Consider the following 15726-nt stretch of genomic DNA (forward strand, 5'->3'; position numbering starts at 1 on the left):
TCTCAACGCCTATAACGTGCGCTGAGAGGTAAAATATTGTTGTGATTTTTAGCGGTAGGGTATCCTGCGCGATAGCTGTTATCGTTTTATGACAGCACAGGTTTTATAACTAAATTAATTTTATTTGAGGTGGCCAATGAGACCCGTCGTGCTTCTGCAGCCTTTGCTTTTTATAGGGCTATTGCTCGCTCTAACACTACCCGCGTTGGCGAGCACCACGGCGACGGGCGATCATGTAAAGGTGCGCCTAATCACCCCCAGCCAATTTGCCGCCGGGCAAACCACCACCGTAGGCTTTTACTTTGAGGTTGACCCGCAGTGGCACGTGTACTGGCAAAACGCCGGCGACTCGGGCGCTGCACCGCGCTTTGACATAACCGCCACGGGCGCCACTAGCGGAGATATTCAGTGGCCCTACCCCGCGCGCCTACCCATCGAGCATTTAACCAACCTCGGCTACGAGGGCAACGTCGCCTATTTATTTGAGCTAACGCCGGAGCCGGAAAGCACCTCGATCGCGCTCGACATAAACCTCGAATGGTTGGTGTGCAAAGTCGACTGTATCCCCGGTTTTGGGCAAATGAGCAGCCAGTGGCCGGTGGCCGACACCACCCAGTGGAATAAAAGTGATAGTGATAAAGCGTTGCTCGAGACCTTTGCCGTACGGGTGCCACAAGAGGCGGCCGGCAGCCCATGGCAGGCTACCGCACTCAGCGCAAACACTGATGGCAGCGCCACGCTCACGCTAAACGGCAGCGGGCCCGCCCCCGAGGTATTTCCCCTTAATGGCGACTGGTTGGGTGCGCAGGCTCCCAGCGCAATGCCCACCGACGACGGCTACCAATTTCGTTTTACGACGCAACCCGGTGTAAGTGCTCCCGCCAGCGCCGGGTTTGTCATCGCGCAACAAGAGCGCGCCTGGCGATTTGACGCCGTACCCCTCGGCGGTGATGACTCAACCGTGGCACCGACAACCGCTACCACGGCACTGTGGCTACTGCTCGCGGCGGCCTTTGCCGGCGGTGTAATTCTCAATCTAATGCCCTGTGTGTTTCCAGTGCTTTCGATTAAAGTTTTTAGCCTGATGCAGCCGGGGGTGAGCCGCCGCGAGCGACTTCGCGAGGGCCTGCTATACAGCGCCGGCGTACTCACCACCTTTGCGCTACTGGGGGGGTTATTGCTGGCGCTGCGCGCCGGCGGCAGCGCTATTGGCTGGGGGTTTCAGCTGCAATCAGCACCGGTGGTGTTGGCGCTGGCGGTACTGTTTTGGTTAATGGCCCTGTCGTTCAGCGGGGTGTTTGAGTTTGGCCACAAGTTGATGAACCTGGCGGGCGGCGCTCGCGGCGGCGCCTTTGCCACCGGGGTATTGGCGGTGTTTGTCGCCGCCCCCTGCACCGGTCCCTTTATGGGGGCGGCCTTGGGTGCGGCCGCGGTATTGCCAGCCGTGTCAGCTATGGCAATTTTTATCGGCTTAGGCGCAGGCTTAGCCGCGCCTTTTTTACTGTTAAGTGCCTCCCCGGCGCTGCTTAGACGCCTTCCCAAACCCGGCCCCTGGATGGACACTCTGCGTCAGTTTTTTGCGTTTCCGTTGTACGCTACGGTGATCTGGCTGCTGTGGGTGTTGGGCAAACTGGTGGGCGACATCGGCTGGGTACTGGGTTGCTCGCTGCTGCTGGCGCTGGTGTTCGCCCTGTGGCTGGCGCACGGAGCGGGACGCCTACGTACCGCGCTCGCCGTGGTGATCGCTCTCAGCGCAATCACCGTAAGCGGCGCCACCTTAATGCGCGCCGAGGCACCTACCCTCCAAGCGAGCAGCACGCTGTGGCAAAGTTACGATAAAACCGCCATTGCCGAGGCCCGCGCCGCCGGCCGAGCCGTGTTTATCGACTACACCGCGGCCTGGTGCATTACCTGTCAGGTGAATAAAAAGCTGGTGTTAGACACCGATCACACCCGCGAGTTATTTAAGCGGCATAATGTACTGGCAATACGCGCCGATTGGACCCGTTTTGACCCGGAAATTACCGAGGCACTTGAGGCTCTGGGGCGCAACTCACTGCCGGTTTACGCCTGGTACCCGGCAGGCAGCACGCAAGCGATGCTCTTGCCGCAACTGCTGCAAGAGCGCATGATAACCGAACTGTTTGATAGCGAATAACCCAACTATTGGAGACCCGACATGAACGTCCGCAACCCGATCCGCCCGTTGTTATTTGCCGCCGCACTAAGTGTGCCCAGCTTAAGTTTTGCCGTTGCCACGCCCGGCGAATCCGCCCCCGCCTTCTCCGAGGTGGATGCCTCCGGCGAGATGCATGCACTCACTGATTATGAGGGTGAGTGGTTGGTGCTCGAGTGGTTTAACAAAGACTGCCCCTACGTGCGCAAGCACTACGGCAGCGGCAACATGCAAGCGCTGCAAAAAAAATACACTGACCAAGGCGTTAACTGGCTAACGGTGATTTCATCGGCGGAAGGCAAGCAAGGTTATCTGGGCCCGGTTGAAGCCAAAGCCGAAGCCGAAAGCCACAACCTAAACGCCAGCAGTGCCTTTGTACTCGACCCCGACGGCAACATGGGCCGCGACTATGGCGCTAAAACCACTCCACATATGTTTGTGATCAACCCCGAGGGCGATGTGGTTTACGCCGGCGCCATCGATGATAACGATTCAGCCAACCCCGCGGTGATACCCGACTCGCACAACTACTTAGCCGCCGCATTGGATTCCGCTATGGCCGGCGAGCCGGTGGCAGAACCTGCCACTCGCGCGTATGGGTGCAGTGTTAAGTATTAAAGGCCGGAGGACTGTTTAAGGGGAACGGGGAGCGGAAAATTTCTCGCCCCCGTACTCCACTCCCCGTCCACCGTTACCCGCTAGTCCTTTTAATGCAGCGCCAAAAACCTAGCCACCACTATCACTCTCAACCAACGATCTTTCTATGTCCTTACCCTTTTCCCAAGCGTGCGAAAACAACAAACAACCTATTCTTACGATTTTACAAAGCGTGTTTTCAGATCGTACCCGGGTGCTGGAAGTCGGCTCGGGCACTGGCCAACACGCGGTGCACTTTGCTCCCGCGCTACCGCACTTGGTGTGGCAAACCAGCGATCTGGAGCATAATCACGCGGGCATCAATAGCTGGATAGACTCGCAGCCAAGCGACAACCTACGCCGGCCGGTTATTTTTGATTTGTCGGCACCGAACTGGCCCGGCGAGTTTGACGCCGTGTACTCGGCGAACACCGCTCACATTGTCAGCTGGCCGCTGGTGCAAAATTTATTTCACGAGGTAGGCCGCCAGTTACCCCACAAAGGCGTATTTGCCCTGTACGGCCCATTTAATTACAACGGGCAATTCACCAGTGAGAGCAACGCCGCGTTTGATCAAATGCTGCGCCAGCGCGACCCGGGTAGCGGTATTCGCGCCATAGAAGACTTAATCGAGCTGGCACAGAGCCATGATCTACACTTACAGGACGATCACGCGATGCCCGCTAACAACCGGCTACTGATCTGGAGTAAGCGTTCGCGCGAATAAACTCTTTTACTTAACAAAAGGATACCGCTATGCCTCTGGATTACACTTTCACCTACGTTTGGGTTTACATCGCGTTGGTCACCCTGCTGGTACAGGCCACCGTAGCGGCTATGAGCAAAGCGAAACAACCGGGCGCCATACCAGGAAAAATGGACGAGCACCTGTCTCACGGCTCGTTTGTGTTTCGCGCCAATCGTACCTTTATGAACTCGCTAGAGAACTTTCCGCTGTTTATCGGCAGTGTGTTTCTGGCGGTGTTTAGCGGCACCAACCCACGCTGGATTGGCATTTTAGTGATGATTTACGCGCTCGCTCGTATTATTCATATGGCGCTTTACTACGCTATCGCCACCGAGAAAAACCCCAGCCCACGCAGTTATTTTTACGGTATTGCACTGTTGGCTCAGGTAGGGATTCTGGCGCTGATTGGTATTAACCTTCTCGGCCGTCTGTAAGGAACTGTTAAAGCCCGTTTAGTTTACGGTTATGAAAACGTATTCAACCGCCGCGGCGCACGTCGCCGTGGCACACTCCCGCTCAGGACAACCATAAACTGATAAAAAAGAGCACACAGCGGAGACCGCCATGCCGAGTTTATTCAACCGCCCCCAAACACTATTACTGCTAAGCAGCTCACTGGTATTAATCGCCTGCAGCCCCGACAGCGCAAAACAAACAACAGCCAGCACGGACCTTAGCGGCCCGATGCCAGCGTTTCGCTCAGTGCTGGACGGTAAACCCCGGGTGCTCACGATTAGGTTAGGCGATGATCTCAGTTTTGCTTACGACACCGACGGCGGCGAGCTGTATAAGGTGTGGGATGGCCAAATAGAGTTCTCGGGCGCGGTGTACGACCAAAAACACGGGCCGCAACCTTCAACGCCGCCGCGTAATTATTTATTAAACGGCGCAAGCCGTTGGGCCGACGGCGTTGATTACCAAGGCTATCGGCTGGACGGCGCTCATGCTCAGCTGCAGTTTGGCAATGGGGCGATTGAGATTATCGAAACCCCCTGGCACGCGCCGGCCGCCGAGGGCATTATTCTTACCCGCACATTTACCGTGCGCGGGCTCGCTGCCGGGCAACACGCTACCCTTGAAGGCTTAAAGCTACCCGATACCTACGATGTTACCGGCGACGGCCGCATTACCGGCAGTACACTACAACTTGGCAACGGCGAAACCACCCTAACTCTGTCTTACCCGCCACTGCCCAAACTCAAGCGGAGTGAAAAAACGGCGCCCGACGCTCAAGAGCCCCCAGGCCTCACCCTAATCAACAACAGCGACTGCGCCGCCTGCCATAACGCCGAGGTTAAAACCGTCGGGCCGTCTTATGTCAGTATTGCCCAGCGCTATGCGAATGAGGGCGGTTCTGCCACCGCGCTCGCCGATAAAATCATCAGCGGCGGAGCCGGTAACTGGGGGCAAGTTCCCATGACGCCCCACCCCGATTTAAGCGCACAAGATGCTGAGCAAATGGTAGATTACATCTTTTCCTTAACGCCCTCAGCCGTCGACACTTCCGATAACGCGGGCCCAATGGCTCAAGCGGCGGTAGCCGTTAATTTAAAAGAACAAACCCCAGAGCTTAGTGAAAACACCCCCGGCGCGCTGTTTTATCAGCATTACTTTTCCGGCGACCAACCCAATGTGGATGTGCTGCGCACCACACCACCGGCGTTAGCCGCCCATAGCCGGCAAATCCATTTGCCCGACATTAACGCCTTTGAACCCATTAAAGAGCGCTTTGCATATCAAGTAAAAACCAACTTACATCTTACCGAGCCACTCAACACCACTTTGCGCTTGGTAAGCGATGATGGCTCTTACTTATATTTAAACGGCAAGCTGGCCATCAACCACTGGGGCTTTCACGGGCCAGACCCGATGGACACAGAGATCTCGCTCGAGCCCGGTATTCACCCGCTGGAGATTATTTATTTTCAGGGAACCTCGGGTGCCGCCTTATCGCTACAGTGGAAAAACCCAGTCTCGGGCGCGTTTGAATTAGTGCCCGAATCCATGTTGCTGGCCACGCCCAACGATGTACGCACGGTCGAGCCCGTGGTAACCGACCCGGATATTGTCAAAACCGTGCCTGGAGACACGCGCGAAGTGGCGGGCGTGCACCCGTCGTTTGATTTGCATCAGGCGCGCCCGAAAGAATTTGAGCCCATGGTGGGCGGGCTGGATTTTTTACCCGACGGACGCTTGGTGGTCTCCACCTGGGACCCAGAGGGTTCGGTGTACGTTGTCTCTAACTGGGATGCCGCGCCCGAGAAAATTAACGTTAAACGCATTGCCCGCGGCCTGGCCGAGCCCTTGGGGTTAAAAGTAGTGGACGGCGACATTTACGTACTGCAAAAGCAAGAGCTAACGCAGCTCGTCGACGTCAACGGCGATGACATTATCGACCAATACCGCCTTGTGACTAACGACTGGTCGGTAACCGGTAACTTTCACGAGTTCGCCTTTGGCCTGGAGTATAAAGATGGCTATTTTTACGGCGCCTTAGCCACCGCCATTTTACCCGGTGGTGCCAGCGCCGACCCACAAGCCCCTGACCGCGGTCACGCGTTTAAAGTGAATAAAGAGACCGGTGAGGTGACCATGGTGGCCTCGGGCCTACGCACCCCCAACGGTATCGGGTTTGGCATTGACGACCAACTCTTTATTGCCGATAACCAAGGCGACTGGGTGCCATCCAGTAAAATTATTGAGCTCACCGACGGCGCCTGGTACGGCTCCCGCTCTGTTGACTATGACGGCACCGCCAAGCTCACAGAGACCCTGCCCGTGGTGTGGCTACCGCAAGACGAAATTGGCAATTCACCCAGCGAGCCCGCCCCGCTCGACATTGGCCCCTATAAAAACCAAATGATTCACGGCGAAGTGACGCACGGCGGCATTAAGCGTGTATTTGCCGAGCGCGTCAACGGCCGCTTGCAAGGCGCTGTGTTCCGTTTTATTCAAGGGCTGGAGGCAGGCGTTAACCGACTACAGTGGGCACCCGACGGCTCGCTGATTGTGGGTGGCGTGGGCAACCCCGGCAACTGGGCCCACGCCGGCGGCAAATGGTACGGTTTGCAGCGCTTAAATTATAACGGCAACACCACCTTTGAAATGCTCAGTGTCAGTGCGCGCAGCGATGGTTTTGAAATTACCTTTACCGAACCGGTTAAAGCCGGACTAAACCTAAGCGCCGATGACTTTGAAATTATCCAGTGGCGCTATGAGCCTACGGCCGAGTACGGCGGCCCGAAAATAGATAAAGACGCACTGGAGGTGCAAGCATTCTCGCTGTCAGAAGATCGCATCCGCGCGCAATTTAAGCTGAAGGGTTTAAAAGACAATCACCTGGTGTATTTTCGTATTAAACGCCCATTTAGCAGCGCCAGCGATCAAGAGCTGTGGACTACAGAGGCCTGGTACACGTTAAATGCCATCCCGCAAAACAAACCGGTTGTTATCAATACCGACTATAGCGTTAACCACAACCAGCTCACCAAACAGGAGCAAGCCGATGGGTGGCAACTGTTATTTGACGGCAAAACCCTTAACGGTTTGCGCAACTATAACAGCGACCGTCTGGGAGAGCGCTGGATAGTCGACGAAGGCACACTGCACTTAACCGGTCGCACCCCCGACGATAAAGGCTGGACAACTCCGGGGGGCGGCGATGTGGTTATTACACCAGAGCCTATTACCAACTTTGAGTTGCGTTTGCAGTGGAAGCTGGCCAAAGATGGCAACAGCGGTATACTCTACAACGTAAAAGAAAAGTCCGAGCTAGAGCACGCCTACGAGAGTGGCCCCGAATACCAGTTGCTGGATAACCCCGGCCACCCGGACGGTAAAATTGAAAAGCACCGCGCCGGCGACCTGTACGATTTGATTAAGTCCAAATTCGTTACGGTACTGCCCGCCGGGCAATGGAACCGCACCCGTCTGGTGGTAAACAACGGCAAAATCGAGCACTGGTTAAACGGCTACAAACTTGTCGAAACAGATATGGCCTCACCCCAGTGGCAGCAACTTATTAACAACAGTAAGTTTGCCGACTGGAGCGATTTTGCCAAAACTCCCGGCGGCCATATCCTATTGCAGGATCATGGTGATAAGGTCTGGTTTCGCAATATCAAATTGCGGCCTTTGTAATAAACTCAGTAGCCCTGGGCCAAACCTGGGGCTACAACTATCCTTATAGGCTCTTATCAGCTAACCTTAATGGTCAGTGCTGCACAAGGATAGCTTATGAAGCCCCTGACCTTACTAAAAGCCGCCCCTCTCGCTCTGGCATTTGCCGCCGTCCACAGCTTTGCCATCAGCGAAGACTTTATCGACCCCGAAGACGGCATGCTCGATGCCAGCCAATTTTTAAGCCAGCATATGCTCGGCTTTTTACCCGTACCGGTGATTATCACTGAACCCGCGACCGGTAACGGCTTAGGGGTAATGGGGGTATTTTTTCACGAGTCCGATGAACAAAAAAAAAGCGCCAAGACCACCGGCGTAATCCCCGAGAATATTAGTATCCTCGGCATGGCCGCCACCGAAAATGGCACCAAGTTTGGCGGCGCAGGCCACATAGGCTTTTGGCGGGGCGATACCATCCGCTACAAAGGCGGCATCGCCTACCCGGACATTAACCTGGATTTTTACCGCGTCGCCAACGTCGATTTACAAAACCCCGTCGAGCTAAACATTAGCGGCCCCGCCATGCTGCAAAAATTGACCTTTCGTCTGGGCAGCAGCAAATGGTTTGCCGGTGTTTATCAAACTTACCAGCATATGGAGACAACGCTTGCCAACGATATCGATATCGAGCTATTGCCCAACGACGAGCTCAACGACAAAGTCGAAGCGTTTTTACAAAATAGGTTAGACATCAGCGAGGATACCTCGGGGCTAGGCTTAATTCTTGAATACGACTCGCGCGACAACCCCATGAATCCCGAGGCGGGTTACAACTACCGCGCCCGGGCGGTACAGTTTGATGACGCTATTGGCAGCGATTTAAATTACACCCAGTACCAATTTACCGGCTTAAACTATTGGCGCCTGAGCGACAAAGTCAACGTAGCCCTGCGCCTGGATTACCAGAGCATAGAGCCCGCGGGCGGTGAAACTCTGCCACCCTACGCCCTGCCCGGTTTGCGTATGCGCGGTGTTCCCGCCGCCCGCTACCAAAATAACCAGGCCTTTATCAGCGAGATAGAAGCCACCTATAAACTCACCCCACGCTGGCACTTAAAGGGCTTTGGCGGCGCCGGCTTTGTGGCCGAAAACTGGAGTGAGCTTACCGGCGATGCCGACAGTGTCGAAAGCTACGGCACCGGTTTCCGTTATCTTATTGCCCGGCGCTACGGCTTTACCATGGGTGTGGATGTCGCCTGGGGGCCAGAAGAATCAGCCTGGTATATTCAGGCCGGCTCCAGCTGGTAATTAAGCAAGCAGACATAGGCCCACTGGCTAACACTCCGCACCACCGCCATTTCCGATACCACGAGAAAGGCTTGCCCCAGCCAGGCATTAAAGTCCAAAAAACTGTTGGCAAGACTTAACCCAACGCTTGGCGTATCATGGCGACTTTTGCTTGGCTGGTTGAAGTTATGAAACGCTACGATGTGATTATTATTGGCGCGGGCGCCGCCGGTTTGATGTGTGCCGCGTCAGCTGCAGCGCGCGGCCTACGGGTAGCTCTGCTGGATCACGCCAACAAAGTCGGCAAAAAAATTCTGATGTCCGGCGGCGGACGCTGCAACTTTACCAACTACCATGTCGAGCCCGGCAACTATCTCTCAGGTAATCCGCATTTTTGCAAATCGGCTTTGGCGCGCTTTACCCAGTGGGACTTTATCGCACTGGTCGAAAAGTATCAGCTGGCCTATCACGAAAAGACCCTCGGCCAACTGTTTTGCGACAACAAGGCCAAGGATATTCTGAATATTTTACTCGCCGAGTGTGAACAATACGGTGTGGAGATCGTAACCCACTGCGACATTGAATCAATCGAGCCGATAGCCACCCCAGAGCATCGTTACCAGATAGAGTCCAGCATGGGGCCGTGGCGCTGTCACTCACTGGTGATAGGCACGGGCGGGCTGTCTATCCCCACCATGGGCGCCACGGGTTTTGGCTACGACATTGCCAAACAATTTGGCCTAAAAATAAAGCCGCGCGCCGCCACTCTGGTGCCCTTCACTTTTAAAGCGGAGCTGCTCGCATTGATGCAGTCCATGGCGGGAGTTTCTTTGCCGGTAACCATAAGCTGCGCCGAACAACGCTTTGCCGAGGCTTTGTTGTTTACTCACAAAGGCATTAGTGGCCCTGCGGTGCTACAAATTTCTAACTACTGGCACCCGGGCGATACTATTGTCATCGACTTTTTACCCCAACTGAATATTGCCGAGCAGCTTAAGCAGTGGCGCGACCGGGGCGAAAAAGCGGGGCTGACCAAGCTGCTGGCACAACACCTACCCAAGCGCTTTGTACAAGCCTGGCTCGAGTTTCACGGGGCGCAACCTTATTTACACTTACCGCTGGCGCAGTTGAGCAATACCGATATCGAGCATTTAGCCGATTGCCTGCAGCGCTGGGCGTGCAAGCCGGCAGGCACGGAAGGTTATCGCACCGCCGAGGTTACCCGCGGTGGCATCGATACCGATGAAGTCTCGTCAAAGACGTTTGAGAGCAAAAAGTCACCTGGGCTGTACTTTATAGGTGAGGTACTGGATGTGACCGGTTGGCTCGGGGGGTACAACTTTCAGTGGGCCTGGGCGAGTGGTTACTGCGCCGCCCAGTCGCTGCCACTAAACCCTCAAGGTTAAAAACCAGCGCGCTTAGCGCTCGACCAACTGCCCCACCATTTCGGCAAAATGACTGACGCCCTGCTCGACCTCTGTTAGCCCCTCGGTTAAACCACTGATCTTGGTTTGCCCCTCGGCCGAGATCAGGCTGACCTGCTCCATTTTTTCGCGTATCGCGCGGGTTAGCTCGTGATCATGGCTTACCACCGAGGCAATTTCTTCTGTGGCTTCACTGGTGCGAAACGCCAACTGCCGCACCTCATCGGCCACCACCGCAAACCCGCGCCCCTGATCCCCCGCCCGAGCCGCCTCGATGGCTGCATTTAACGCTAGCAGGTTAGTTTGATCGGCAATAGAGCGAATGGTACTGACAATAGTACTGATGCTGTCAGACTGAGAGTTCAACCGGTCGGTAATCTCTGAAGCCTGGGCAATTTGCTCACTTACCTGATTCGCTGTGGCTACAGCGTCGCCGAGGCGCGAGCGAGCTTCGGCGGTGATGTGTGAGGTTTGCTCTGATGTCGATGAGGCCGTCTCGATAGCCTGCAGGGCCGTATCAATACGAACGGTGATGTCACTGGCAAACTTGATAACTTTGTATACCCGACCCTTATCGTCGTAAATGGGATTGTACGTCGCCTCCAGCCAAATCGCCTGACCGTTCTTGCCGCGGCGCTCAAACTTGCCCGACTTAAACTCGCCCCGCGCCAGCGACTGCCAAAAGTCTGGATTATTGCGATAAAACGATTCCGTGCAAAATATTTTGTGGTGCTCGCCGACCACCTCAGTCAATTCGTAACCAACGGTTTGCAGAAAATTTTGATTCGCCGTTAAGATCGTGCCATCGGGCGTAAACTCTATGACCGCCAATGACGTATCGAGCGCGCTAAACAGGGCATTGCGCTCTTGTAGCGATCGCTGAGTGGCGGTAACGTCCGAGGCAATTTTAATAACTTTAACCACATTGGCGCCGGAGAATACCGGAAAATAGCTGGCTTCAAGCCAAATGGCCTCGCCATTTTTAATGCGCCGGTTAAACGTACCCTTTTTTGTTTTGCCGGCGCGTAAGTCCTGCCAAAACTGCTGATACTCTTCAGACTCCACATAATCTGGCTCACAAAACATACGGTGATGCCGGCCGATTACCTCGCTAGCAGCGTAGCCCACCACCTGCAAAAATAACGGATTGGCATCAATAATATCCCCGGCCGGGGTGAACTCGATATACCCCATACTACTCTTAATGGCATTAAGGTCTGCCCGGAGTGCACCGCATTGCCCGTCCAGCTGATCCAGTTGCAGCACCAGTTTTTTTTGTTGCCCAAACATAGCATTGTCCTTATGAATTAAATTCCCGTATTACGCATTTGGCTATCAGCGATATTCGCTGTCACACACGGCGGCAGCCCAACAGCTACTGGGCTACTCTATAAAGATACACCAGAATCACAAACACGAGGGTGATACAGTCAATATCGACCCCAAAGGCAAAAATCTTTCAGATTGTTTTGTTATTAGTTTGACTTTAGCTGAACATAAACCTTCTTAATATTGTGCCACAGGAGCAGATACGCCCCATGAGTAATATTCACTACAAAGAGAGCTTGCACCACCTTCAGGTGGAGCTGGTTAAACTGCAAAAGCACCTGATTGCCAGCGACCTACAGCTATTGGTAATTTTTGAAGGGCGCGATGCCGCCGGCAAAGACGGCGTCATTAAACGCATTGTGGAGCACTTGAGCCCACGGGAAACCCGCGTTGTCGCGCTGGGTAAGCCATCCGACCAAGAGCAGAAAAGCTGGTACTTTCAGCGCTATGTTGCCCACCTACCCAAAGCCCAGGAGATGGTGTTAATGAACCGCAGCTGGTACAACCGGGCTGGCGTTGAACGTGTGATGGGGTTTTGCAGCGAGGCACAATACCGGCAGTTTATAGACACGGTGGTCGATTTTGAGGCACTGCTAAACAAGTCGGGTGTGCAGATTGTTAAGTATTACCTGGATATCGACCGGGAGGAGCAAGCCAAGCGCCTGCAGGCGCGGCGCGACGACCCGTTAAAGCAATGGAAGATAAGCCCTATCGACGCCGTCGCCCAAGAGCGCTGGGACGATTACAGTCAGGCCCGCAACGCCATGCTGATGCAAACCCACCGCGCGCACAGCCCCTGGACAATTGTTAATGCCAACAACAAAAAGCGCGCCCGGCTGGCGGTGATTCGTCACTTACTGCAACAGGTAGAGTCCCCGGCCAGAGTGTTCGACTACCAGGAGCCCAACCCCGACATTATCTTTACCTTTGACAAAAAACACCTACACGATGGCCATATTGCCCCCTGACCGCCTATAGCGGCCGTTACTGGGCCAGCATCTGCCGCAGCGTGTTCTCTAGTAGGGTTATATCCATAAATTCTGGGTCAATTAGGTCAAAGTGATCAGCCCCGGCAATAAGCAAATGCTCGCTATCATCGCCAGCAAGCTGCGCGGCCCCCACGTAAGCTTGAGCCAAATCTGATGGCACAATGCCGTCATTACTGCCGCTTAACAGGCGAGTGCTAACGCCTGTGGGCAGTAGCTCCAGGGGCGAGGCTGCCGCTAACCGTGCCTGATATTGCGCTGTATCAATGGCCGCCCGATCAAGAATACGCCCGGCAGACTCGCCACAGGCGCGGGAGGTTAAATCGCCAATACCCGCAAGGCTGAGCACGCCCTTAACGGCTAATGGCTCGGGGTTATATAAGCGGCTGTCTGGGGCAATTTGCCCCCGGCTGGCCAACCACAGCGCCAGGTGCCCGCCCGCACTGTGGCCTATAACCGTAACCGCGCGGGTGTTTAGTTGATAGTCCTGCGCGATCGCGGGCAGATAGTCTGCCGCCGCCGCAACATCTTTAAACATCACCGGCCACTCGCCCCCGTTGCCTAAACGGCGGTATTCAATATTCCATACGGCAAAGCCTCGGCCGGCCATGGCCTGCGCTAAACCCGCTTGAAACTCCAGGCCATAAGCCGAGCTCCAGCAACCGCCATGAATCATAATAATAACCGGCAACAAGCCACTAGACTCGTCAGGCAAGTATAAGTCGGCAAACTGAGACGGATGATCGCCCCACGCGATGCGCGCGGGCACGACTACGTCATCCCGCAACGGCGCAGACGATAGAGAACTCCCGGCCGGGCTTTGGTTTGTGCCACCGGTGCTGCCGCTGCCACCACAACCAGCGCTTAAGGAGATCACCAAGGCTACCGTGAAAGCCCCAAGTACTCGCCCACCCACCAAGTTTTTGCCCTGTCGCATACCCACACCCAGATTAAAGAGATCCACCCGTATAGCTACGCGTGTGACACACGCCTGGATCTGTGCTTGTGGTACAGTCGAGCATTCAGAACGTCAGGGATTTATCATGCTCATATTTTTTATCGTGCTAACCGCACTACTTGCGCTTTTTACCTTGTTACCGCTGGCGCGCATTGATGCCTGGCCGGTACGGGTACTCGACTTCCCGAGGTTGCAGATCGCCGGGCTATGGGTGATCGAAATCATCGGCCTATTTATTTTTGTAGGGTTTGAAGCACCTGCCGCCTTAACGATGCTGGCAATTGCCTTTGCCTGCCTGGCTTATCAGTTATGGTGGATTCTGCCCTACACCCCACTTTACCAGTGCGAGGTAAAAGGCTGTAAACAACCTGGTAGCGAGCGCACCATCAGTATCGTAACGGCCAATGTTCTCACCCCAAACCGGGGCGCCGATAAGCTGTTGCGGCAGATACGCCAACTTAAACCCGATATTTTAGTCACCCTGGAGTCAGATCAGTGGTGGCAAGAGAAGCTTGATGTACTGCAAGACGATTACCCACACACACTCAAGTGCCCATTGGACAACCTCTACGGCATGCACTTGTACTCTCAGTTACCGCTGCAAGACGCGAGCATCAACTTTTTAGTTGAAGACGATAAACCCTCCATGCACGCCGAAGTAGAATTGCGCTCCGGCGACAAAGTACGCTGCCATTTTTTACACCCGGCGCCTCCCAGCCCCACAGAGAACAGCGAATCCTCCGAGCGCGATGCCGAGCTCCTGGTGGTAGCCCGCAGCCTTAAAAGCGTCACAGACCCTGTGATCGTTACGGGCGACTTAAATGACGTGGCCTGGTCACGCACCACCAAAGCCTTTCGCCGCATTAGCCGGCTGCTAGACCCGCGTATTGGCCGGGGTATGTTTAACACCTTTCACGCCGAATACCGATTACTACGCTGGCCGCTGGACCATGTGTTTCACTCTGATCATTTTACCTTGGTTGATATGCACCGGCTGCAGCCGTTTGGCTCTGATCACTTCGCGCTCTATACTCAATTGGCCTTTACCCCAAGGCAACAGAACCAGCAAGATAAACCCGAGCCCAGCACCGACGAGCAGCAGTTTGCCGAGGAGAAGGTGGCGGATCAAGGCGTGAACAAGCAGGAGGTCCCTAAGCCCGGACAATAGTCACCCCCCGGAGCCGGAACTGAAACTCGCTATAAACGTCAAATGCACGTGTACCTACAGGAGCTTGATATGACACTTTTACAAAAATTACTCTCTGCCACCGCTGTACTCGCGGTTAGCGTATCCACCTGGGCGCAACCGATGCCCGACTTCCCGTTTATCACCGTGACCGGCGAGGCCGAGATCGAGGTTGCCCCCGATACTGTCACCGTTAACTTTCAGGTAATGGAATTTAATAAAAGCGCCGAACTTGCCATGAATACGGTGGCCGAGCGTGGCGCCGAAGTGGTTGCACTTGCCAAAGAAAACGGGCTAAGCCATGAGCAGATTGAGTCTTATGCAATCGATAAACAAGTGCGTCGCAACCGTGAAAACATGAACGGTAATATGGAGATTATCGGCTACGAGGTGACTCAACGATTTACGTTAGAGGTAGACGGCCTAGATACCTATGAAAAACTCATGAATAAGCTTATGCGCATGGACAACACCAGCGGCCTAAATGCGAGCTTTGACATATCGAACCGCGACGAGGTGATGACTTCACTTGTTGCTAAAGCCGGAGCCGATGCACGCGAGCGCGGCAACAACCTGGCCGCCGCACTCGATGCCGAGATTAAATCGGTTTATGCCATTACTGAAGACGCCGGCTTTGATAATTTTATGGCGCGTTTTGGCGTTAGTGCCGAAAAATTCGGCGCTATATCCATGGCGGCCGACCGAGGTCGATCGTTCGATTTGTTTGCCCCCGAGACCATTACCTTAAGCAAACGGATTAATGTCATCTTTAAAATCAATCCTTAGCCACGGCGGCCAGTGCCTTTGGGGCGCTGGCCGAAAATATTGCGAAAACCCCAATGGGTTGCTATGTTACATAATAAGCTCGTCACCTAAG

At 54.7% G+C, this 15726-nt stretch carries 12 protein-coding genes and 1 pseudogene; 10 read left to right on the forward strand and 3 right to left on the reverse strand.

The window, feature by feature from the left end; translation table 11 throughout:
* Nucleotides 1-148 precede the first annotated feature (148 nt).
* The 7 genes from SD69_RS00915 (at nucleotide 149) to SD69_RS00945 (ending at nucleotide 10372) form a co-directional block, all read left to right on the forward strand.
* The gene (locus SD69_RS00915; RefSeq protein WP_232301126.1) at nucleotides 149-2158 is read left to right on the forward strand and encodes a protein-disulfide reductase DsbD family protein; all 2010 of its coding nucleotides are present in this window, start codon (nucleotides 149-151) and stop codon (nucleotides 2156-2158) included.
* Nucleotides 2159-2179: 21 nt separating this feature from the next.
* A complete protein-coding gene (locus SD69_RS00920) occupies nucleotides 2180-2794 on the forward strand; it encodes a thioredoxin family protein (RefSeq protein ID WP_041521707.1) in 615 nt (204 codons plus the stop codon).
* Between the two features lie 145 nt (nucleotides 2795-2939).
* Nucleotides 2940-3539, forward strand: coding sequence for a DUF938 domain-containing protein (locus tag SD69_RS00925; RefSeq protein ID WP_041521708.1), 600 nt, complete (start codon nucleotides 2940-2942; stop codon nucleotides 3537-3539).
* Between the two features lie 29 nt (nucleotides 3540-3568).
* Entirely contained in the window at nucleotides 3569-3994 is a 426-nt protein-coding gene (locus SD69_RS00930; RefSeq protein ID WP_041521709.1) for an MAPEG family protein, read from the forward strand.
* Nucleotides 3995-4124: 130 nt separating this feature from the next.
* Nucleotides 4125-7700, forward strand: coding sequence for a family 16 glycoside hydrolase (locus tag SD69_RS00935; protein ID WP_041521710.1), 3576 nt, complete (start codon nucleotides 4125-4127; stop codon nucleotides 7698-7700).
* 96 nt (nucleotides 7701-7796) lie between these two features.
* The gene (locus SD69_RS00940; RefSeq protein WP_041521711.1) at nucleotides 7797-8987 is read left to right on the forward strand and encodes a BamA/TamA family outer membrane protein; all 1191 of its coding nucleotides are present in this window, start codon (nucleotides 7797-7799) and stop codon (nucleotides 8985-8987) included.
* Between the two features lie 167 nt (nucleotides 8988-9154).
* Nucleotides 9155-10372: a BaiN/RdsA family NAD(P)/FAD-dependent oxidoreductase gene (locus SD69_RS00945; RefSeq protein WP_041524283.1), complete on the forward strand. Its 1218-nt coding sequence runs from the start codon at nucleotides 9155-9157 to the stop codon at nucleotides 10370-10372.
* 12 nt (nucleotides 10373-10384) lie between these two features.
* Here the strand turns inward: SD69_RS00945 and SD69_RS19175 are convergent, their stop codons facing one another.
* Both SD69_RS19175 and SD69_RS19180 read right to left on the reverse strand, forming a co-directional pair.
* Nucleotides 10385-10942, reverse strand: a complete 558-nt coding sequence (locus SD69_RS19175; protein ID WP_408606044.1) for a methyl-accepting chemotaxis protein — start codon at nucleotides 10940-10942, stop codon at nucleotides 10385-10387.
* Nucleotides 10916-11680, reverse strand: a pseudogene (locus SD69_RS19180) (PAS domain-containing protein); the annotation flags it as partial. The pseudogene SD69_RS19180 and the gene SD69_RS19175, both read right to left, overlap by 27 nt.
* 248 nt (nucleotides 11681-11928) lie before the next feature.
* Between SD69_RS19180 and ppk2 the strand changes: the two are divergent.
* Nucleotides 11929-12687, forward strand: a complete 759-nt coding sequence (gene ppk2, locus SD69_RS00955; RefSeq protein WP_041521713.1) for a polyphosphate kinase 2 — start codon at nucleotides 11929-11931, stop codon at nucleotides 12685-12687.
* Between the two features lie 16 nt (nucleotides 12688-12703).
* On the opposite strand, the gene SD69_RS00960 is transcribed toward ppk2, so the two are convergent.
* Nucleotides 12704-13642 carry an alpha/beta hydrolase family protein gene (locus SD69_RS00960; protein ID WP_084591648.1) on the reverse strand — a complete coding sequence of 313 codons (939 nt, stop codon included), beginning with the start codon at nucleotides 13640-13642 and terminating at the stop codon, nucleotides 12704-12706.
* A 106-nt stretch (nucleotides 13643-13748) separates the two neighbouring features.
* On the opposite strand from SD69_RS00960, the gene SD69_RS00965 reads away from it, so the two are divergent.
* A complete protein-coding gene (locus SD69_RS00965; protein WP_041521714.1) occupies nucleotides 13749-14831 on the forward strand; it encodes an endonuclease/exonuclease/phosphatase family protein in 1083 nt (360 codons plus the stop codon).
* Nucleotides 14832-14900: 69 nt separating this feature from the next.
* On the forward strand, nucleotides 14901-15635 hold the full coding sequence (locus SD69_RS00970) for an SIMPL domain-containing protein (protein WP_041521715.1): 735 nt from the start codon (nucleotides 14901-14903) through the stop codon (nucleotides 15633-15635).
* Nucleotides 15636-15726 lie beyond the last annotated feature (91 nt).

Source organism: Gilvimarinus agarilyticus, from assembly GCF_000832015.1.
Classification (GTDB): Bacteria; Pseudomonadota; Gammaproteobacteria; order Pseudomonadales; family Cellvibrionaceae; genus Gilvimarinus; species Gilvimarinus agarilyticus.